General features: G+C 71.7%; 20 protein-coding genes. 4 read left to right on the top strand and 16 right to left on the bottom strand.

All coding sequences use genetic code 11. The features are described from left to right. The first annotated feature begins 74 nt into the window (after positions 1 to 74). Complete coding sequence (locus tag BGK67_RS27510; RefSeq protein ID WP_069922593.1) at positions 75 to 1,238, top strand: L,D-transpeptidase; 1,164 nt, start codon at positions 75 to 77, stop codon at positions 1,236 to 1,238. 140 nt (positions 1,239 to 1,378) lie between these two features. Further along, positions 1,379 to 2,965 carry a CocE/NonD family hydrolase gene (locus BGK67_RS27505; protein ID WP_069922592.1) on the top strand — a complete coding sequence of 529 codons (1,587 nt, stop codon included), beginning with the start codon at positions 1,379 to 1,381 and terminating at the stop codon, positions 2,963 to 2,965. A gap of 37 nt (positions 2,966 to 3,002) precedes the next feature. Here BGK67_RS27505 and BGK67_RS27500 read toward each other — a convergent pair whose 3' ends face one another. The 12 genes from BGK67_RS27500 to BGK67_RS27445 all read right to left on the bottom strand — a co-directional run bounded on the left by BGK67_RS27500 (position 3,003) and on the right by BGK67_RS27445 (position 13,027). Next, positions 3,003 to 3,884: an amino acid ABC transporter permease gene (locus BGK67_RS27500; protein WP_069922591.1), complete on the bottom strand. Its 882-nt coding sequence runs from the start codon at positions 3,882 to 3,884 to the stop codon at positions 3,003 to 3,005. Continuing rightward, positions 3,881 to 4,525 (bottom strand): amino acid ABC transporter permease, encoded by a 645-nt coding sequence (locus BGK67_RS27495; RefSeq protein WP_069922590.1) that lies wholly within the window; start codon positions 4,523 to 4,525, stop codon positions 3,881 to 3,883. Before BGK67_RS27495 ends, BGK67_RS27500 begins: the two co-directional genes overlap by 4 nt. 16 nt (positions 4,526 to 4,541) lie before the next feature. Beyond that, entirely contained in the window at positions 4,542 to 5,444 is a 903-nt protein-coding gene (locus BGK67_RS27490; RefSeq protein WP_069922589.1) for a glutamate ABC transporter substrate-binding protein, read from the bottom strand. A 12-nt stretch (positions 5,445 to 5,456) separates the two neighbouring features. Next, entirely contained in the window at positions 5,457 to 6,200 is a 744-nt protein-coding gene (locus BGK67_RS27485) for an amino acid ABC transporter ATP-binding protein (protein ID WP_069922588.1), read from the bottom strand. Positions 6,201 to 6,316: 116 nt separating this feature from the next. Next, complete coding sequence (locus BGK67_RS27480) at positions 6,317 to 6,757, bottom strand: DUF6278 family protein (protein WP_069922587.1); 441 nt, start codon at positions 6,755 to 6,757, stop codon at positions 6,317 to 6,319. Between the two features lie 108 nt (positions 6,758 to 6,865). Continuing rightward, a complete protein-coding gene (locus BGK67_RS27475) occupies positions 6,866 to 7,651 on the bottom strand; it encodes an exodeoxyribonuclease III (protein ID WP_069922586.1) in 786 nt (261 codons plus the stop codon). 30 nt (positions 7,652 to 7,681) lie between these two features. Next, positions 7,682 to 8,314: an MBL fold metallo-hydrolase gene (locus tag BGK67_RS27470; RefSeq protein ID WP_069922585.1), complete on the bottom strand. Its 633-nt coding sequence runs from the start codon at positions 8,312 to 8,314 to the stop codon at positions 7,682 to 7,684. 31 nt (positions 8,315 to 8,345) lie between these two features. Further along, complete coding sequence (locus BGK67_RS37755) at positions 8,346 to 8,933, bottom strand: hypothetical protein (protein ID WP_069922584.1); 588 nt, start codon at positions 8,931 to 8,933, stop codon at positions 8,346 to 8,348. Then, entirely contained in the window at positions 8,930 to 10,120 is a 1,191-nt protein-coding gene (locus BGK67_RS27460; RefSeq protein ID WP_069922583.1) for an ROK family glucokinase, read from the bottom strand. The genes BGK67_RS37755 and BGK67_RS27460 overlap by 4 nt, the downstream gene beginning before the upstream one ends. Next, on the bottom strand, positions 10,117 to 11,049 hold the full coding sequence (locus BGK67_RS27455) for an ATP-binding cassette domain-containing protein (RefSeq protein ID WP_244291320.1): 933 nt from the start codon (positions 11,047 to 11,049) through the stop codon (positions 10,117 to 10,119). The genes BGK67_RS27460 and BGK67_RS27455 overlap by 4 nt, the downstream gene beginning before the upstream one ends. After that, positions 11,019 to 12,050, bottom strand: a complete 1,032-nt coding sequence (locus tag BGK67_RS27450; RefSeq protein ID WP_069922582.1) for an ABC transporter permease — start codon at positions 12,048 to 12,050, stop codon at positions 11,019 to 11,021. Before BGK67_RS27450 ends, BGK67_RS27455 begins: the two co-directional genes overlap by 31 nt. Next, positions 12,047 to 13,027: a sugar ABC transporter substrate-binding protein gene (locus tag BGK67_RS27445; RefSeq protein ID WP_244291319.1), complete on the bottom strand. Its 981-nt coding sequence runs from the start codon at positions 13,025 to 13,027 to the stop codon at positions 12,047 to 12,049. Before BGK67_RS27445 ends, BGK67_RS27450 begins: the two co-directional genes overlap by 4 nt. Before the next feature lie 169 nt (positions 13,028 to 13,196). Here BGK67_RS27445 and BGK67_RS27440 point away from each other — a divergent pair, with 169 nt between their 5' ends. After that, positions 13,197 to 14,201, top strand: a complete 1,005-nt coding sequence (locus BGK67_RS27440) for a Gfo/Idh/MocA family protein (protein ID WP_069922580.1) — start codon at positions 13,197 to 13,199, stop codon at positions 14,199 to 14,201. 64 nt (positions 14,202 to 14,265) lie between these two features. Here the strand turns inward: BGK67_RS27440 and BGK67_RS27435 are convergent, their stop codons facing one another. From BGK67_RS27435 to BGK67_RS27425, 3 genes are all read right to left on the bottom strand, one after another. Then, positions 14,266 to 15,195, bottom strand: a complete 930-nt coding sequence (locus tag BGK67_RS27435) for a DMT family transporter (RefSeq protein WP_432215529.1) — start codon at positions 15,193 to 15,195, stop codon at positions 14,266 to 14,268. 133 nt (positions 15,196 to 15,328) lie between these two features. Beyond that, positions 15,329 to 15,946: a dihydrofolate reductase family protein gene (locus BGK67_RS27430; protein WP_069922579.1), complete on the bottom strand. Its 618-nt coding sequence runs from the start codon at positions 15,944 to 15,946 to the stop codon at positions 15,329 to 15,331. A 126-nt stretch (positions 15,947 to 16,072) separates the two neighbouring features. Further along, a complete protein-coding gene (locus BGK67_RS27425) occupies positions 16,073 to 17,062 on the bottom strand; it encodes an ArsR/SmtB family transcription factor (protein ID WP_069922578.1) in 990 nt (329 codons plus the stop codon). A 56-nt stretch (positions 17,063 to 17,118) separates the two neighbouring features. Here BGK67_RS27425 and BGK67_RS27420 point away from each other — a divergent pair, with 56 nt between their 5' ends. Continuing rightward, complete coding sequence (locus tag BGK67_RS27420) at positions 17,119 to 18,525, top strand: MFS transporter (RefSeq protein ID WP_107488867.1); 1,407 nt, start codon at positions 17,119 to 17,121, stop codon at positions 18,523 to 18,525. A 117-nt stretch (positions 18,526 to 18,642) separates the two neighbouring features. Here the strand turns inward: BGK67_RS27420 and alc are convergent, their stop codons facing one another. After that, positions 18,643 to 19,776, bottom strand: coding sequence for an allantoicase (gene alc / locus BGK67_RS27415; protein WP_079154407.1), 1,134 nt, complete (start codon positions 19,774 to 19,776; stop codon positions 18,643 to 18,645).

Below are 19,776 nucleotides of genomic sequence, written 5' to 3'. Positions count from 1 at the left end.
TCTACGTCGGTGAACGATCACCACTTCCCGCTACTCGAAGGGACCCTTCGTTGAGCCCCATACGCCGTACCGCCATGGCGAGCACCGCACTTCTGGCCGCCGCGCTGACCGCATGCTCGGGCGGGAGCGGAGGCGGCTCGACCGGCGAGGCCGAGCTGAAGCCGAAGGCGGACATGGCGGTCTCGGTGAACCTGACGGGCGATCAGGTGAAGGCGGGCCAGCCCGTCACGGTGACCATCGCCGAGGGCAAGCTGGCCCAGGTGAAGGTGACCGACGCCAAGGGGGCCGAGCTCCCGGGGAAGATATCCGACGACGGCAGGACCTGGACCTCGGAGCGCAACGCGGCGCCCGGCGCGGAGTACAAGGTCGAGGCGCAGAACACCGAGAGCCAGAGCGCCTCGACGCAGTTCAAGACCTCCGCCGCGGACAAGGTGAACAAGGTCTCGATCAACGTGCCCAAGGGCAGCACGGTGGGCGTGGCGATGCCGGTCTCGATCGTCTTCGACAACCCGGTGGCGAACAAGGCCGAGGTGGAGAAGCAGCTGAAGGTGACCACCTCGGACAACACCGAGGGCTCCTGGGGCTGGATCAAGGACTACTCGGGCAACGACCGCGTCGACTGGCGGCCCAAGGACTACTGGAAGTCCGGCACGGACGTGAAGGTCGAGATGAACCTGAACGGCGTGGACTCCGGCAAGGGCGGCGGCCTCTTCGCGAAGGACTACAACACCGAGTTCAAGATCGGCAAGGACCGCCGGATCGAGGTGAACCTCGACACCAAGAAGATGTCGGTGACCGAGGACGGCCAGGCGCAGAAGACGATCCCGGTCTCCGCCGGCACTCCCGGCGGCAAGAAGGCCTCCTGGTCCGGGAAGATGGTGATCATGACGAAGGAGGGCACCATCCGGATGGACTCCCAGACGGTGGGCCTCGACGACGCCTACGACAAGATGGTCGACTACTCGATGCGGCTCACCTGGTCGGGCATGTACGCGCACGCCGCTCCGTGGAACGCCGGCAACTTCGGCCGCGCCAACACCAGTTCCGGCTGCGTGGGGATGAGCGACGCCGACGCCGAGGACTTCTTCGCCAAGTCCCAGATCGGCGACCCGTTCGAGGTCGTCGGCAGCGGCTCGAAGGGCAACGCCGACATCGGCAACGGCTACGGCGAGTGGAACCTGTCCTGGGACCAGTGGAAGGCCAAGAGCGCGCTGACGGGCACTGCGCAGAACGGCTGATCCACCGGACGGCCGCACTCCCCGTCCCCCCGTGCATCGATCGTTACCAGCGCGTAACTTACCGATGGGTTACCACCGGTAATACCCTCCCGTTACCGTCGGGTCACTTTGACGACCCCGGTGCACGCGAGGAGCGACAGATGCAACGCACCACCACCGCCGCAGCCGTGGCGGCCCTGCTGGCGGCAGCCGCCCTGGGCCTGGCCCCCCACCAGGCCCAGGCGGCTGCGGCCGGCACCGCGGCGGACACCGCCGCCACCCCTTCGGAGCTGCGCTTCCACGACATCCCCGGCTCCGGGGGCATCACCCTCAAGGGCAACGTGTTCTCCCCGTCGGCCGCCGAGTCCGGCCGGAAGTACCCGCTGATCGTGCTCCCCACCAGCTGGGCCATGCCGCAGATCGAATACATCGCGCAGGCCAGGAAGCTCGCCGACTCCGGCTACGTCGTGGTCAGCTACACCTCCCGCGGCTTCTGGCTCTCCGGCGGACAGATCGAGGTGGCCGGCCCCCCGGACGTCGCGGACGTCTCGGCCGTCATCGACTGGGCGCTGGCCCACACCGCCGCCGACCCGGACCGCATCGGCCTCGGCGGGGTCTCGTACGGCGCGGGCATCAGCCTGTTGGCCTCCGCGAACGACCCCCGCGTGAAAGCGGTGGTCTCGATGAGCGGCTGGGCCGACCTCATCGACTCGATCTACTCGGGGCGCACCCAGCACCTGCAGGCCGCCGTCATGCTGGGCGCCGCAGGCTCCCTCACGGGCCGGCCCGGCCCCGAACTCCAGCAGGTACTCGGCGACTTCCTCGGCTCCCGGCTGGACAAGGAGCAGGAGATGATCGAGTGGGGGAAGAAGCGCTCGGTCGCCTTCTCGGTGGACAGGCTCAACGCCAACGGCACGGCCGTCTTCCTCGGCAACGCCTGGGGCGACACCCTCTTCCCGCCGAACCAGTACACCAAGTTCTTCGAGCGGCTGACCGGGCCCAAGCGGCTGGAACTGCGGCCCGGCGACCACGCCACCGCCGAGGCGACCGGGCTGTTCGGCCTGCCCAACGACACCTGGACCAACGCCCGGCGCTGGTTCGACCGCCACCTCAAGGGCGAGCGCAACGGCGTGGACGGCGAGTCCCCGGTCCAGCTGAAGTCCCGCAGCGACAACGGGTACGAGGGGTACCCCGACTGGAAGTCCGTCGGCGCCGGCGGCAGCGAGAAGCTCGCCCTCAACGACAGCGAGCACCTCTTCGCCAACGTCGACTCCGGCGCCAACGGCGGCATCCTGCTGCTGTCCAACCTCCTGGACCAGTTCGCCAGGACACCCCCGATGGCCTCGATCCCCCTCCTCCCCCGCTCCTTCGCCGCGGTCTGGCAGTCCGGGCGCTACGACGAGGAGCGCCGCATCCGCGGGGCCGTGAGACTGCACACCACCGTCACCCCCACCAAGGGCGACGGCACCTTCGTCGCCTACCTCTACGACGTCGGCCCGCTCGGAGTCGGCAAGCTCGTCAGCAACGCCCCGTACACCTTCCACGGCAAGACCCCCGGGCAGGCCTTCGGGGTGGATCTGGAACTGTTCTCCACCGCCTACGACGTGCCCGAGGGCCACCGGCTCGCCCTTGTCATCGACACGGTCGACCCGCTCTACATCGAGCACAACCCCACCGGTGCACAGCTGACCTTCTCCTCGCCCGCCACCGATCCCAGTTACGTCTCGGTGCCGCTGCGCGAGCAGTGATCCACGGCTGCTGCCGGACGGGGCGCTCCCCGCGGGGCTAGTCCCGTCCCGGCAGCACCACTCCCGGCTCGGGCGGACCCACCTTCACCGCCTTGGTCTTGACGTTGCGCCGCTCCCGCCGGGCCACCCAGGTGGCGAACCAGGAGAGCAGCATGCACATCCCGATGTAGATCGGGGAGATGATCATCACGACGGGGATGAAGGGCAGGTCGTAGTCGAGGTTCGAGGCGATCAGCTTGCCCGCGTGCAGGAACTCCTCATAGGTGATCAGGTATCCCAGCGAGGTGTCCTTCAGTGCCACCACCAGCTGGCTGATGATGGTGGGCAGCATCGCCCGCACCGCCTGCGGTGCGAGGATGTGGCTCATCACCTGTGTCTTGCGCATGCCCAGCGCGTACGCCGCTTCGCGCTGCCCCCTTTCCACCGCGTTGATGCCCGTACGGAAGACCTCGGCGAGCACCGAGCCGTTGTACAGGGTCAGCCCCGCCACCAGCGCCGGCAGCGGCTGGACCTTGAGCGCCACGAAGATGAAGAAGATCATCACCAGCACCGGCATGGCCCGGAAGAACTCCACGCACAGGGTGGCCAGCCAGCGCACCGGCCGGTGGACCGAGAGCCTGCCGGTGGCCAGCACCGCGCCGAGCAGCAGGGAGAGCACCGCGGCGTAGAGGAAGGCCTTGAGGGTGTTCCACAGCCCCTTCAGCAGCAGCTCCTGGATTCCCTCGTAGGCGAAGGGGCTCCACTTGGCGGTGGTGAACTGGTGGGTGTCGAAGAGCAGGTAGAGGATCCAGCCGGCCAGGACGAGGATCGCGGCGGTCGAGACGATGCCGTAGAGGAAGTGGCGGCGCTGGGCGCGCGGGCCCGGGATGTCGTAGAGGGCGGTGGATTCCAGGTCGCCGTGGAGCGCGTGCGCGGTCATCGGGCGACTCCGTAGCGCTTCTCCAGCACGTTGAAGAGCGCGCTGATGGACAGGGTGATGATCAGGTAGCCCACGGCGATCCAGACGAAGGTCCAGATGATGCTGTAGCCCAGCTCGTTGAGGGTCTTGTAGGTGCCCAGCAGCTCGGTGACGCTGAACGCGCCCGCGATCGCGGAGTTCTTGGCGAGCGCGATCAGCGTGGAGCCGATGGGCGGGATGACGGAGCGGAAGGCCTGCGGCAGGACCACCGAGCCCAGCGTGTGGCCGAAGGTCATGCCGAGGCTGCGGGCCGCCTCGCCCTGCCCCTTGGGCACGGTGTTGATGCCCGAGCGCAGCACCTCGCAGATGAAGGCGGAGGTGTAGCAGCCCAGCGCCAGGACGGCGAAGAGCTGGAAGGGCAGGACGAGCCCGAAGCGGGGCAGGCCCAGCAGCACGGCGAAGAAGAGCAGGGTGAGCGGGGTGTTGCGCAGCACGGCGACCCAGACCGTGCCGAAGACCCGGAAGGAGCCGACGGGGGCGACCCGGAACGAGGCCATGACGAAGCCGAGGACCAGGGCGAGCAGGGAGGCGTAGACGGTCAGCTCGACGGTGCCGAGGAAGCCCTTTCCGTAGAGCGAGAAGTTCTCGGTGAGTACGTCCATGGCGGTGCCCTCTCCTTCAGCTCGCCGGGTAGCGGTCGATGGGGGGCGGCGTGGGGGCGGGCACGCCGGACAGGCCGAGCGTGGCCTCGTACGCCTTCTTCCAGTTGCCGTTCTTCTCCTGGGCCTCCAGGGCGTCGTCGAGGGCGAAGCGCAGGGCGTTGTCGCCGCGGGGGACGCCGATGCCGTAGGGCTCCTTGGAGAACGGCTCGCCGACCACCTTGAGCTCCTCGGGGACCTTGGCCGCGTAGCCGAGGAGGATGGAGTCGTCGGTGGAGACGGCGTCGACCTGGTAGGTGAGCAGGTTGTCCACGCAGACCGAGTAGGTGTCGTAGGCGACGAGGACCGCCTTCGGGAACTCCCTCTGGAGGCGCTGGTACGGGGTGGAGCCGGCGGCCGAGCAGACCTTCTTGCCGGCGAGGTCCCCGGGTCCCTTGATGTCGTCGTCGTTCCTGCGGACCAGCAGGGACTGCCCGGCCATGAAGTAGGGGCCGGCGAAGCCGACCTGCTTCTTGCGGTTGTCGTTGATCGTGTAGGTGCCGACGTAGTAGTCGATCTGGCCGTTCTGCAGAGCCGTCTCGCGGTTGGCGGAGGCGATCGTCCTGAACTCGACGGTCTTGGGGTCGAAGCCGAGCGAGGCCGACAGCATCTTGGCGATCTCGATGTCGAAGCCGGAGTACCGGCCGCCGGACGGGTCCTTCTCTCCCAGGTAGGGCTGGTCCTCCTTGACGCCGACCACCAGGTGGCCCCGGCGCTCGGCCTTCTCCCAGGTGCGCGAGGCGGGCAGCTGGAATCCGGTGTCGACCTGGTAGACGGGCAGGTCCTCGGGCTGCGGCCCCTTGACCGGGGGGCTGCCGGACTTGCCGCAGCCGGCGGCGGCCACGGCGATCAGGAGGACGGCGAGGGCGCGGAACGCGTTCATCGGCCGGCCCCCTCAGTGCTTCAGGATCTTGGAGAGGAAGTCCTGGGCCCGGGCGCTCTCGGGGGCGGTGAAGAACTCCTCCGGGGTGCGGTTCTCGATGATCCTGCCGTCGGCCATGAACACGACGCTGTTGGCGGCGGAGCGGGCGAAGCCCATCTCGTGGGTGACCACGACCATGGTCATGCCCTCGGAGGCGAGCTGCTGCATGACCTCCAGCACCTCGTTGATCATCTCCGGGTCGAGCGCGGAGGTGGGCTCGTCGAAGAGCAGGGCCTTGGGGTTCATGGCGAGGGCGCGGGCGATGGCCACGCGCTGCTGCTGGCCGCCGGAGAGCTGGGCGGGGTACTTGGGGGCCTGGTCGGCGAGGCCGACGCGCTCCAGCAGCTCCCGGGAGCGCTTGTCCGCCTCGTCCCTCTTGCGCCCGCGGACCTTCATCTGCGCGAGCGAGACGTTGGCGAGGACCGTCTTGTGCGCGAAGAGGTTGAAGGACTGGAAGACCATTCCGACCTCGGCGCGGAGCCTGGCCAGTTCCTTGCCCTCGGCCGGCAGCGGCTGCCCGTCGATCAGGATCGTGCCCGATTCGATGGTCTCCAGCCGGTTGATCGCCCGGCAGAGGGTCGATTTTCCGGAGCCGGAGGGGCCGATGACCACCACCACCTCCCCGCGGCCGACGGTGAGGTTGATGTCCTGCAGGACGTGGAGCGTCCCGAAGTGCTTGTTGACGTCCCGCAGCTCGATCAACGGATCGACGGCCATGCGCTGCCCTGCCCACTTGTCGGTGTCGAGGTCTGCGCAAACTATCCAGCCCGGGAAGGGCACTTCGCCTCGACACGCCTAGAGGGGCATAAACCTCGCATAAACCTCCACTCCGGTCAGCCTTCGGAGGCCTCGGCGTACGCCTGGCTGAGCTCGGGGGATCCGGTCATCGCCCAGGACACCCCGGACTCGATCACGTTCAGCTCCCGGCCGGAGGCCAGCCGGATCACCGGCTGGCCGTTGGGCCACACCTGCCAGCCCGCCCCCGGGATGGTGCGGATGATCACGGTCCCGAGGTAGAAGCCCGCGTCGTTGCCGAGCCACGGCACGATCTCGGGGTCCCGCCGCCAGCGCGGCATCAGCTGGTCGAGCGCCTCCAACGAGGCTTGGCCCTCGTCGAGTTCGAGCCCGGCCGCCCTGGCCTGGTCGCGCAGCATCTCGCACTCCGAGAACAACTCTGCGATGCCCTCGGGATCATCGGCCAGGGCGGCGGCAAGACCCTCGGTCCGTTCCGTTTCGTGCCGGTTCAGCCAATTGTCCAGGAAGGGGATGTTCATACCGCCCAGCGTCGCACCAGGATCCGCCGCTGGCCACAGGGCGCGCCTGGATCCGCAGGCCCGGATCGGGCCCCGCGGGCCCTGCCGTTTCCACGGTCCCGGCCGGCCCTAGCGGTCGAGGTCCAGGTCGACGACGACCGGCGCGTGGTCGGACGCCCCCTTGCCCTTGCGCTCCTCGCGGTCGACGTAGGCGTCGGTGACGGCCTTGCCGAAGGGCTCGTTCCCGTACACCAGGTCGATGCGCATGCCCCGGTTCTTGGGGAAGGCCAGCTGGCGGTAGTCCCAGTACGTGTACGGCCGGTCGTACTTGAGGGGGCGCGGCAGCACGTCGGAGAGCCCGGCCGCGCGCAGCGCCTCCAGGGCCGCCCGCTCGGCCGGGGTGACGTGGGTGAGGCCCTCGAAGACCGCCGGGTCGTACACGTCCTCGTCGGTCGGGGCCACGTTGAAGTCGCCGAGCACCGCGAAGGGGCGGGGCCCGGCCGCGTCCTCGGCGACGGCCGCGGTCAGGGAGCGGAACCAGCTCAGCTTGTAGCCGTAGTGGTCGTGCTCGACCTCGCGGCCGTTGGGCACGTAGACCGACCAGAGGCGGACCCCGCCGCAGGTGGCGGAGATCGCGCGGGGCTCCTGGACGCCCTCGTAGTCGGGCCCGCCGGGCAGTCCCGTGACCACGTCCTCCAGGCCGACCCTGGACAGGAGGGCGACCCCGTTCCACCGGCCGGTGGCGTTGACGGCCGACTCGTAGCCGAGCTCGCGCAGCTCCGCGTGCGGGAACTGCTCCGCGGAGCACTTGGTCTCCTGGACGCACAGGACGTCCGTGCCGGAGCTCTCCAGCCAGGCGAGCAGGCGCGGCAGCCGGGCGGTGATGGAGTTGACGTTGAACGTGGCGATACGCATGCGTCCCAACCTACCGCCCGGCGCCGACAGTCACAGGTCGGCGGCCTCGCCGGCGGAGAGCCGGCCGTGGTCGGTGCCGCCCAGGGTGTCCAGGGCCATGTCGTAGACGGGCCGGGCGATGTCGGAGAGATAGGCGTCGTGGATGTCGATGGCCCGCCGCGGTTTGACCTCGCGCAGGTAGTCGATCACCTCGGCGACCTTGTTCCAGGGGGCGTGCACCGGGACCATGAGCGTGTCCACCGGCGCCTCGGGCACGGTCAGCGCGTCCCCGGGGTGGAAGAGCGAACCGTCGACGAGGTAGCCGACGTTGGTGACCCGCGGCATGTCGGGGTGGATCACGGCGTGCAGCTCGCCGTGCACCTGGACGTCGAATCCGGCGGCGCTGAAGGTGTCGCCGTGGCCCACGGTGTGCACCCGGCCCGGGTAGGCGGGGGCGAGCCGGTCGGCGACGCTGCGCAGGGTCCACAGCGCGGCGGCCGGGTCGGCGTCGAGTGCGGCGCGCAGCCGGCCCTCGTCGAAGTGGTCGGGGTGCTCGTGCGTGACCAGCAGGGCCTGCGCCCCGAGGCCCGCGTCCGGTTCGCTGAATGCGCCCGGGTCGATGACGAGCGTGCGCCCGTCCTTCTCCAGCTGGACACAGGAATGCAGCCGCTTGGTGAGCTTCATGATCCCAGGCTAGCCGGGAGACCGGCACCGGTCAGGGCGTGGTGGTGGAGACGACGTAGACCTTGGAGACCTTGGGGTCGGTGAGGTCGACCGTGATGTCGCGGGTGGGCCGCGGGTCGGCCTGTTCGATGGTGGTGCCGAGCCACTCGGTGCTCCGCGTCCAGTCCCAGCCCGCGACCGACGTGTCGTGGGCGGAGATGGACACCCCGGGCGTCAGCTCCTCCCGGCTGGTGCCGACCGAGGCCAGGAAGGCGTCGAGCTCGGACGGGGTGACCGCGAACTGCGTGAACAGCCGGCTCGTGCGCCAGTTGTTGGTCTCCAGGAACCCGACCCGCCAGGCCTTGGCCGGGATGGGCACCTCGTAGATGCTGCGCTGCACCCGGGAGGGCCAGCCCGGACGCACCTTGGACGCACCGACCTTGGCCGCCTTGTCGCGGCCGCTCTCGCGGCTCTGCTGGGTGGAGATCGCCAGGTAGCCCGCGGGTACGCCGACCAGCAGCAGGATGATGATCGCGGTGATCCAGCGGCGCTTGACGACGTGCCGGCGGTCCTCGGCGCTGGGCGGCGGGCCGCCCCCCTCGGGGGACGGGGCCTGGCGGGGCAGGGAGGGCGGGGTCACTGCTGCTCGGTGTCCTTGGGGTCCGTGGCGTCCGTGGGGCCGGTGGTGTCGCGCCGGCCCAGCTGCTGCACGTAGCGCTCGTACCGTTCGTAGCGCTCGACGCGGCGGCGGGTGGCGCGCCGGAAGCGGCGGGCGACGAGCCGGGCCAGGTCGGCGGCGCCGACCATGCCGGCCTCGGGGCCGAGCTGGGCCTTGGCGATCCGCGCCTCGGGCCGGTAGCCGCGGCCGGTGAGGTGGCGGCGGAAGGCGTCCCGGGCGGGTCCGATCAGCAGGTCGTCGGCCGCGCTGACGCCGCCGCCGATGACGAAGCAGGAGGGGTCGAGGGCGGCGGCCAGGTTGGCGATGCCGACGCCGAGCCACTGGCCGATGTCCTGGAGGAGTTCGACGCACATCGCGTCGCCCTCGCGGGCCAGCTCGGTGATCAGCGGCCCGGTGATCTCGGCGACGTTCCCGCCGACCCTGGCGATGATGTTGTAGGCGACCGGCGAGTCGGCGGCGGCCAGCTCACGGGCCTCGCGGACCAGGGCGTTGCCGGAGCTGTACTGCTCCCAGCAGCCGCGGTTGCCGCAGGGGCAGCGGTGGCCGCCGGGGACGACCTGCATGTGGCCGAACTCGCCGGCGACCCCGTACCGGCCGCGCTTGACCTGGCCGCCTTCGAGGATGGCCCCGCCGATGCCGGTACCGAGGGTGATCATGACGAGGTGGTCCTCGCCGCGCCCGGCTCCGAAGCGCCACTCGGCCCAGGCGGCCGTGTTGGCATCGTTGTCGACCATGACCGGGACCGCGAGCCGGGACTGGAGCGCGTCGCGCAGCGGCTCGTCGCGCCAGGCCAGGTGGGGGGCGAACAGGACGCGGGAGCGGTCGGCGTCGACCCAGCCGGCCGCCCCGATGCCCACGGCGTGCACGTCGTGCCGGTCGGAGAGGTCCAGCACCAGCTCGACGATGGTGTCCTCGACGACCTTGGGGCTCTTGGACTTGTCCGGGGTCTCGGTGCGGATCTTCTCCAGGATGACGCCGTCGGCGTCGACCACCCCGGCCATCACCTTGGTGCCGCCGATGTCGATGCCGACGGTCGGGACCCGCGGGGCGGTCAGGTGCGATCGGCGCTCACGGGTCCCGATGGTCCGCAGGACGGTGCCTCGCGCCGCCCCCCGGTGGGCGAGCGTGAAGTCCCGGTACGTGCTCATCGAGTCGTGTCGTCCCTGTCGGCGTCGGAAGGATGGGGAGGAAGGTCGGGGTCGGAAGCGGCCGGAGCGGCACCGGATGCGGTGTCCGGACCCGATTCTGCCACCCGCTCCAGTTCGTGGCTCAGTTCGTCGAGCTCGGAGCCGCCCGCCATCTGGCGGGTGAGCTCGTCCAGGGTGATCGAGTCGCGGGTGTGGCTGCCCGCCATGGTGCCGCGCTTGAGCAGCACGAACCGGTCGCCGACCAGGTGGGCGTGGTGCGGGTTGTGGGTGATCAGCACCACGCCGAGGCCCGCGTCGCGGGCGGCGGCGACGTACTTGAGGACCACGCCGGACTGCTTCACGCCGAGGGCGGCCGTGGGCTCGTCGAGCACGAGGACCTTCGCCCCGAAGTAGACGGCCCGGGCGATGGCCACGCACTGCCGCTCACCGCCGGACAGGGTGCCGATGGGCTGGTCGACGTCGCGCAGGTCGATGCCCATGCGCAGCAGCTCGGCGCGGGTGGTCTCGCGCATGAACCGCACGTCGAGCCGGCGGAAGGCGCCGCGGCCCCTGGTCGGCTCGGAGCCCAGGAAGAAGTTGCGCCACACCGGCATCAGCGGGACGACGGCGAGGTCCTGGTAGACCGTGGCGATCCCGCGGTCCAGGGCGGCCCGGGGGTTGGCCAGGACGGTCTCCTCGCCCTCGATCTCGAAGGAGCCGGCGTCGTGCTGGTGCAGGCCCGCGATGATCTTGATCAGGGTGGACTTGCCGGCTCCGTTGTCGCCGAGCACACAGGTGATCTCGCCGGCCGAGACCTCCAGGGAGACGCCCTCGAGGGCGCGGATGTTGCCGTAGTACTTGCTGACGCCGGTCAGCCTCACCAGGGAGGCGGCTTCGGTCACGGTCGCTCCGGTCACGGTCACTTCGCCTCCGCCCGCTTGCGGACCCATGCGTTGAGCAGCGTCGCGAGCAGGAGCATCGCGCCGAGGAAGAACTTGAACCAGTCCGGGTTCCACTGGGCGTAGACGATGCCGTTGCTGGTCATGCCGAAGATGAAGGCGCCGACCGCCGAGCCGATGGCGGAGCCGTAGCCGCCGGTCATCAGGCAGCCGCCGATGACCGCCGCGATGATGTAGAGGAACTCGTTGCCGACGCCCTCGCCCGACTGGACCACGTCGAACGAGAACAGGATGTGCTGCCCGGAGATCCAGGCGCACAGGGCGACGCCCATGTAGAGGCCGATCCGGGTCTTGACCACGGGGACGCCGGTGGCGCGGGCCGCGTCGGCCCCGCCGCCCACCGCGAAGATCCAGTTGCCGGCGCGGGTGCGCAGCAGGATCCAGGTGGCCGCGGCGACCAGGACCAGCCACCACAGGACGGTGACCTTCAGGGTGACCGAGCCGATGTTCCACTGCGAGGCGAACAGGGCGCGCGCGGAGGAGAAGCCCTCCATGTCGGCGATGGTCTTGGTGGAGACCGAGCCGCTGATCAGCTTGGTGAAGCCGAGGTTCAGGCCGGTCAGCATCAGGAAGGTGCCGAGCGTGATGATGAAGCTGGGCAGTCTGGTACGGGTCAGCATGAAGCCGTTGAAGAAGCCCACGGCCAGCGTGACCAGCAGCGACACCAGGACGCCGACCCAGACGTTGGCGGTCATCTGGTAGCTGAACATCGAGCTCAGCAGCGCCGAGGTGGTGACCATGACGCCGGCGGAGAGGTCGAACTCGCCCCCGATCATCAGCAGGGCCACCGGGACGGCCATGATCCCGATGGTGGAGGCGGAGTACAGGACGGTGCTGAGGCTGGAGGCCCGCAGGAAGCTGTCGGCGGCGAAGGAGAAGAAGACGAAGACGGCGGCGGCGCCGACGACGGCCCCGAGCTCCGGGCGGCCCAGCAGCCTGCGGACCACGGAGGCGGGCGCGAGCCGCTCGTCCACGGTGGCGGACGCGCTCATCGGCTGCCCCGCTTGATGAACTCCTCCAGCTTGGCGGCCTCGGCGCCGGTGACGATCTGCGGTCCGGTGAGCACCGGGCGGCCGCCGCCGAGGGTGTCCGCGTTGTAGCGGTAGAGCCAGAGCAGGTCGACCGCCTCGTAGCCCTGGAGGTAGGGCTGCTGGTCGACGGCGAAGCCGAGGGCCCCGGACTTCAGGTCGCGGGCGACGGACTCGTTGAGGTCGAAGGTGTCCACCTCCGCGGTGCTGGAGGCCGCCTCCTTGGCCTTGACCGCGGTGGGCGCGAAGGGGGCGCCGAGGGTGAGGATCGAGTCGACGGACGGGTCCGCCTGGAGCTTCGCCTGGATGGCGGCCTGGACGGAGGGCATGTTGGTGCCCTCGACGTAGAGGTTCTCCATGGTGCCGGGGAAGGTCTTCTTCGCCCCGGCGCAGCGCTGCTCGTGCCCCACGTTGCCCTGCTCGTGCAGGACGCAGACGGCCTTCTTGCGGCCCCGCTTGCCCAGCTCGGTGCCGACCGCCTCGCCCGCGATCGTCTCGTCCTGGCCGATGTGGGTCAGGGCCCCGTACTCGGCGGACTGGGCGGAGCCGGAGTTGACCGTGACCACCGGGATGCCGGCCTTGACGGCCTTGCCGATGACGTCCTTGAGCGCTTCCGGCTTGGCCAGGCTCACGATGATCCCGTCGACCCTCTGGTCGATGGCGTTCTGCACGAACTGCGCCTGCTGCTGCGCCTGGTCGTCGTGGGCGTAGACGAAGTTGATGTTGTCCTTCGCCGCGGCCTCCTTGGCGCCCTTCTGGACGATGTCCCAGAAGGTGTCGCCGTCGCCCGCGTGCGTGACCATCGCGAAGGTCCAGCGCGGGGTGGAGACGGCCGGCCGGCCCGCCTCGGCGGCCTTCGCCCGCTCCTCGGCGCGCTTGCCGCCCGTGCTGCTGCAGCCCGCGAGCGAGGCTCCCAGTACCGCCGCGAGCACGGCGCCCACGACGCGTACCCCTGTCCGAACCCTAGCCACGTCCCCGTGCCCTTCCCTCGTCACCAATTCGGTCATTCCGGTTCCAGCCGCTCAGTATCCGCCACAGTGGACCATGCAGGCTCATCGGGGCAGGCCCGGGCAGATTGACAGGTCCCCCGTACGGGGTCAGGTTGAGTTCATGCGCATCGGGCTCATCGGAACGGGCCGGATCGGGTCCTTCCACGCGGCGGCGCTGGCCCGCCAGGCCGACGCGGGCTCGCTCCTGCTCGCCGACGCCGATCCCGCGCGGGCGGCCCGGCTGGCCGACCGGCTGGGGGCCACCGCCGCGCCCTCCGTGGAGCAGATCTTCACCTGGGGCGTGGACGCGGTGGTGGTGGCCTGCGCCACGGAGGGGCACGCGGAGCTGGCCGTACGGGCGGTACGCGGCGGGCTGCCGGTGTTCTGCGAGAAGCCGCTGGCCCCGGACCTGGGCCGGACCCTGGCCGTGCTGCGCGAGGTGGAGGCGGTCCGCGGCGTGCTCCAGGTGGGTTTCATGCGCCGCTTCGACGCGGGGTACCGCACGGCCCGGGACCTGGTCCGCTCGGGCGCCCTGGGCCGGCTGCACACCGTACGGACGGTGACGGCCGACCCGGCTCCGCCGCCGGCCGCGTACCTGCCGACCTCGGGCGGGCTGTACCGGGACTGCCTGGTGCACGACTTCGACATGGTCCGCTGGGTCACCGGGCAGGAGGTGGCCGAGGTGTGCGCGGCCGGGTCGGACGCGGGTCCGGCGCGGTTCCGGGAGGCCGGTGACATCGACACCGCCGCGGCCGTGCTCACGCTGGACGACGGAACGCTGGTCACGGCGAGCGGTACGCGGTGCAACGGCGCCGGGTACGACGTGCGGATGGAGCTGGCCGGGGAGCTGGACCAGGTCTCCGCCGGGCTGGACGACCGTACGCCGATCGCCTCGACCGAGCCCCAGGGCCCGCCCCGGGCGAGCAAGCCGTGGACCGGGTTCCTGGAGCGGTTCTCCTCCGCGTACGAGGCGGAGCTGGCGGCCTTCGTGCGCCTGGTCCGCGGCGAGGGCCCCAACCCGTGCGACGGCCGGGAGGCGCTCGCCGCATTCCGGGTCGCGGAGGCGTGCGAGCTCTCGCGCCGCGAGGGGCGCCGGGTCCGGCTGGCGGAGCTCCCGGATCTGTGAGCGGGTGGCCATCGGGCCACCTTAGGGCCGCCGTTCGCCCCGGACGGGGAGCGGATTCGGACAATCAGCCGACGGTGCGGCGTCCCCACGCCGTCCCGGCGAGCACGAGGGCGGCGCCCGCGAGACCGACGGGGCCGAGGTGCTCGCCGCCGATGGCGATGCCGGCGGCGGCCGCCCACAGCGGCTCGGTGCCGAGCAGCAGGCTGACGCGGGAGGGCGAGGTGCGGCGCACGGCCCACATCTGCACGAAGAAGGCGAAGAGCGTACACAGGACGGAGAGGAAGACCAGCCCGGCCCACTCGGCGGCCCCGAAGCCGGCGGCCACGGCCCAGGGGCTGTCCCCGGTGCCGGGGACGGCGGCCAGGACCGCGAAGACGAGGACGGCGCCGCCGAGCTGGACGGTGGTCAGGGAGAGCGCGTCGGCGTCCTGGACGGCCTTGATGCGGGCCGTGAGCAGCACGTTCAGGGTCCGGGCGAGGGCGGCGGCGAGCATGAGCAGGTCGCCGAGGCCGGGTGCGGTGAACCCGCCGCCCTGGGTGAGCAGGACGACGCCCGCGACGGAGAGCGCGGCGGCGGCGAGGAACGCGCCCGGGGGCATGCGCCTGCGCACGACCGCCTCGGCGAGCGGTGTGAAGATCATGGTCAGGCTGATGATCAGCCCGGCGTTGGTGGCGGAGGTGTGCACGACCCCGTAGGTCTCCAGCAGGAAGATCCCGCCGAGTACGAGGCCCAGCAGCCCGGCTCCGCGCAGCTGGGCGGGGGTCAGCGCCCGCAGCCGCCGCCACCCCGCGACGGCCAGCACGGGCAGCACGAGCCCGAAGCGCAGGACGAGCACGCCGATCACGGTCTGCGTGGTGGTGATGCCCTTGGCGGCGAGATAGCTGCCGCCCCAGACGACGGCGACGGCCAGGACGGGCAGGTCGGCGAACCGGGCGGCGCGGCCGGGCGCGGTGCCAGGGGCGCCGGGGACGGCTTCGAGGGCGGGCGGTATCACGGTCACGGGGCGGTCTCCAACGGTCCGGAAGGAGTGGAGACTTCGGCGGCTCGCACGCGTGCGGGCTCACCGTACCCGGAGACGATCATGCCGGTCGACCTCTTTGCGGCGCCGGCCCCCGCGCCGGCGCGGCCTACTCCCCGAAGGTCCCGAAGGCGGCGCGGCCCCTGGTCCGGTAGGTGTGGACGGCGATGCCGGCGGAGGTCGTACGGGAGCCCGTCAGCTCGAAGGCCGTCGGCAGCCCGCCGGTCGGGAACAGCCGCCGCCCCGCGCCCAGGAACACCGGGAAGACCAGCAGGTTCAGCTCGTCCACGAGGTCCCGCGCCAGCAGCCACTGCGCGAGCTGCCCGCTGCCGTGCACCTGGAGCTCCCCCTCCAGCCCGTCCTTGACCCGGACCACCTCGCTCTGCAGATGCTCCCCGTCGAGCACGGTGGCCGGCCCCCAGGACGGCTCCTTGAGGGTGGTCGAGGCCACGTACTTCGGCAGCCTGTTCAGGTTGGCCGCGACCGGGTCGGCGGGATCGTCGTGCCGCGGCCAGTACGCGGCGAAGATCTCGTAGGTCTTGCGCCCGAGCAGGAAGGCCCCGGCCCGGTCGAAGACCTCCGTGACGAACTCCCCCATCCCCTCGTCGGCGTAGGGCACCACCCAGCCGCCGTACTCGAACCCGCCGCTGGTGTCCTCCTCGGGCCCGCCGGGCGCCTGCATCACGCCGTCGAGGGACAGGAAGGTGGTGAGGGTCAGCTTGCCCATGGCTCTGCTCTCCTGGCTCGATCGTCCTTACCCGGGTTCAGATTCCCGGCCCGCCGGATTCTCATCGCTCCGCCACGCGGGAGCCCGCGGGCGGCTCCCACGATCGCCCGCGCGCCGGCGGCCGGCCTACGGGGAGCCGCCGGGGTTCAGCAGCTCGTCGCCGAGCGGCGTGCGGCGGTAGAGCACGTGGCGGCCGTCGCGGGCGCGGGTGACCAGGCCCGTGCGGTGGAGCACCGCCAGGTGCTGGGAAACGGCGCTGGGGGTGACCTGGAGGCGGCGGGCGATCTCGACGGTGGGCAGGGGGCCGTCGAGGAGGGCGAGCAGCGCGGCCTTGGGCGCGCCGAGGAGGGTGCGGAGCGCGGTGGCGTCGGGAGCGCGCGGGGCGGACCACAGGGTGGCCACGCCCCTGCTGGGGTAGGCCAGGGCGGGCGGCTGGTCGGCGGTGACGGGCGGGGCGGGCTTGTGGGCGAAGACGGAGGGGACCAGCAGCAGTCCGCGGCCGGCGGCCGGGATGTGGAAGTCGCCGAGGACGTTGGCGATGTGCAGGGTTCCGGCTTTCCAGTGCAGGTTGGGGTGCATGTCGGCGAACAGCCGCCGGGCGCCGCCGACGGCCAGCTGCCGGGCCCGGTAGGTCATGTCGGCTTCGAGGACGAGCCGCATCGCCGGCCAGGCCGGCTTGATCGCGAGGGTCCAGTACGCGTGGAGCAGCTCGCAGACGGCGTCGCGCAGGGCGAGGACCGCGCCGTCGGGGCCGGCGGTCGCCGCGTGCAGCGGCGCGGGCAGCGGGTCGGGGGCGTGCGCGTCCAGCAGGTCGCGGCGCACGATGGCCGCCGGCGTGCGGCGTACGACGGCCAGCTCCTCGGCGAAGGTGGCCGAGAACCGCTGGGGGCGGGGGCTCAGGAAGTCGGGCAGCGTACGGTGCCTCGCGACCAGCGAGGTGAGGAGCGCCGCGTCGAGCGCCCCGATACGGGGGACCACCGAGCGGCGCCAGGGGGCGTGGACCGCGGACAGGCCCGGCTCGCGCAGCACGCGCAGGCTCAACACCGTGTCCTGGAGCGGGGACAGGGCGAAGCGGGTGTCCGCGAGGTCGTCGGCATCGAGTCCGAAGCTGATCATTAAGCCCGAGGCTACATCGATTGGCGGGGGTGGCCCGGTGGGCTGGACTGCCGGTCATGACGGAGAACGCAGCCCCGGCGGGCCGGGCCCGGAACGCACGGCCGACGCCGCCCCCCACGCCGCCCGGCACCGCCCGGCCGCCAGCGGCCGCGACCCGGCCGACCCGAACAGCGACGGCGCCCCGGGCGGACCCGGCCGCCCCGGCCCGCCCGACCGCCCTGACGACACCGGCGCCCCCGGCAGCCCCGGCAGGCCCGGCACCGGTACCGGACGCGCTCGGGCGGCGGCTGGTCGGGCTTCTCGCGTTGACCTGTGCGGTCGCCGTCGGCAACATCTACTTCCCGCAGGCCGTCAGTCCGCTGGTCGCCGCCGCTCTGGGCACCTCGCCCGACAAGGCGGCCGTGGTGGTCACCGCCACGCAGATCGGCTACACCGCCGGCATCTTCCTGCTGGTCCCCCTCGGCGACCGGCTCCCCTACCGCCGCCTCCTCGTCACCCTGCTCGCGCTCAGCGGCGCGGCCCTGCTCGCCGCCGCCCTGGCCCGCAGCCTGACCCAGCTCGTCGCCGCCAGCGTCCTGGTGGGCGTGACCACCACCTCCGCCCAGCTCATCGGCCCCATGACGGTCGGCCTGGTCGCGGAGGGGCGGCGCGGCGCGGTGATGGGGACCCTGCTCAGCGGCTCCATCGGCGGGATGCTCCTGGCCCGTGCCTTCAGCGGTGCGCTCGGTGAGCGGCACGGGTGGCGGGCCCCGTATCTGGTGGCCGGGCTCGTGGTGCTGTGCCTCGCCGTGGTGCTGGCCCGTGCGCTGCCCGCCCCCCCGGCCGCCCCCGCCGCCGGCCCACCCCCGATACCCCTGCGCTCGCTGCCGGTCCAGCCGCTGCGGCTGCTGCGCGCCGAACCCGAACTGCGCCGCTCCGCCTGCTACCAGGCGGCCCTCTTCGGCGGGTTCTCCGCCGTCTGGACCTGCCTGGCACTGCTCCTGACCGGCCCGCTCTACGGGTTCGGCCCGCAGGCGCTCGGCATCGTGGCGCTCACCGGGCTGGTCACCATGGCGTGCACCCCGATGGCCGGCCGGATCGTGGACCGCCACGGCTCCGACCCCGTCAACCTCGCCTGCTTCCTCGCCGCACTCGCCGCCGCGGCCGTCCTCGCCGTCGGGGCCCGGGGCGGCACCGCGGGGCTCGTCGCGCTCGTCCTCGGCACGCTGCTCCTGGACACCGCCATGCAGTGCGGCATGATCGCCAACCAGGCCCGCTTCTACGCCCTGCGCGGCGACTCCCGCAGCACGCTGAACACCGGCTTCATGACCTGCGTCTACCTGGGCGGCAGCGCCGGATCCTGGCTCGGCCTCCAGCTCTACCGGCACGCCGGCTGGCTGGGAGTCTGCGTACTGCTGGCTCTGCTGACGGCTCCCGGCGTCGACACCGTCCGCCGGGCGCGGGCCGCGAAACACCGGGGCTGACGCCGGGCCGCACCGGGCGGTGCCGGAACGCGAAAGCGCGCCCCGGGGGTGTCGGCCCCCGGGGCGCGCTCCACATGCCCGCCGGCGCACCAGTGCGGGTGCGGCGGCGCGGCCGGACTAGGCGCCCAGTTCCTGGTGGCGGGCGGCGTGCGCGGCGGCGCCGGCCTCCGTCAGGGAGCCGTGCAGGCGCAGGCGGGAGAAGCCGCCGTCCGGGAAGATGTCGATCCGGACGTGCGTGCCGACCGCCGGGGTGTCCAGCACGAAGCGGTGGTTCGTGTCGGGCTGCAGGCGGGTGCGCGGCAGGAACTCCGTCCACTCGCCCTCCTCCCCCGTCTTGACGGACAGGGAGGCCCAGCCCGCCGAGTTGCCCTTCAGGTAGGCCGTGTCGATCTCGACGGCGCGGATCTCGGACTCCGCGACGAGCTGGTAGCGGATCCAGTCGTTGCCGTCGTCGCGGCGGCGGGCGGTCTCCCAGCCGTCGTCCATCTTGCGGGAGCGGCCCGGGTTGATGGTGTTGGTCGGCGGGGAGTAGAAGCGGTTGGACGCGTCCTGGACCGAGCCGCCGTTCTCGAGCGCGACCACGTCGAAGGTGCCGAGGGTGGCCAGCCACGCCGGGTCGGGGACGACCTCGCCGTACACCCGCAGGCGGGCGATGCCGCCGTCCGGGTGCTGGTTGACGCGCAGGTGCGTGAACCGCTGCTCGGCGGTCACCTCGAAGCCGTTGGCCGCGTGGCCGCCGACCGGGGTGCGCGGGACCAGCACGGTCCACTTCACGTCGTCGGCGAGGAGCTCCTCCGGGGTCGGCGCGAGGGCGCCGTCCCAGCTGGTGCCCTCGATGGAGACGGCCTGCGGCATGTTGCCGCGGAAGTGGGCGGTGTCGACGACGATGCCGCGGATGACGCCCGGGGCGCCCAGGCGTACGAGCGCCCAGTCGTGGTCCTCGGCGGTCGGCCAGGGCTGGGTGGCGCAGACCCCGCGGCGGCGGCGGGTCTCCCAGCCGTCCATGATCTTGCCCTTGTGGCCGAAGTGCTCGGGGTCGAAGTGCGCGGCCTCGGCGATGAGCAGGTTCTCGCGCTGGGCGAAGAACTCGTCGTTGGCGGCGATGACACCGGCGCCGAGCTCACGGGCGGCGAGGTTCGCGTACTGGGTGAACGGGAAGTCCGCGGTGCGGTAGTCCGCGTACGGGTCGCCGCCTCCGTACGGGTTCGCGTTGCCGGTGAAGGAGGCCAGTCCAGTTGAACGCTGTGCCAC

The organism is Streptomyces subrutilus (assembly GCF_001746425.1).
Lineage (GTDB): Bacteria > Actinomycetota > Actinomycetes > Streptomycetales > Streptomycetaceae > Streptomyces > Streptomyces subrutilus_A.
This window is presented reverse-complemented; position numbering and strand designations above follow the sequence as displayed.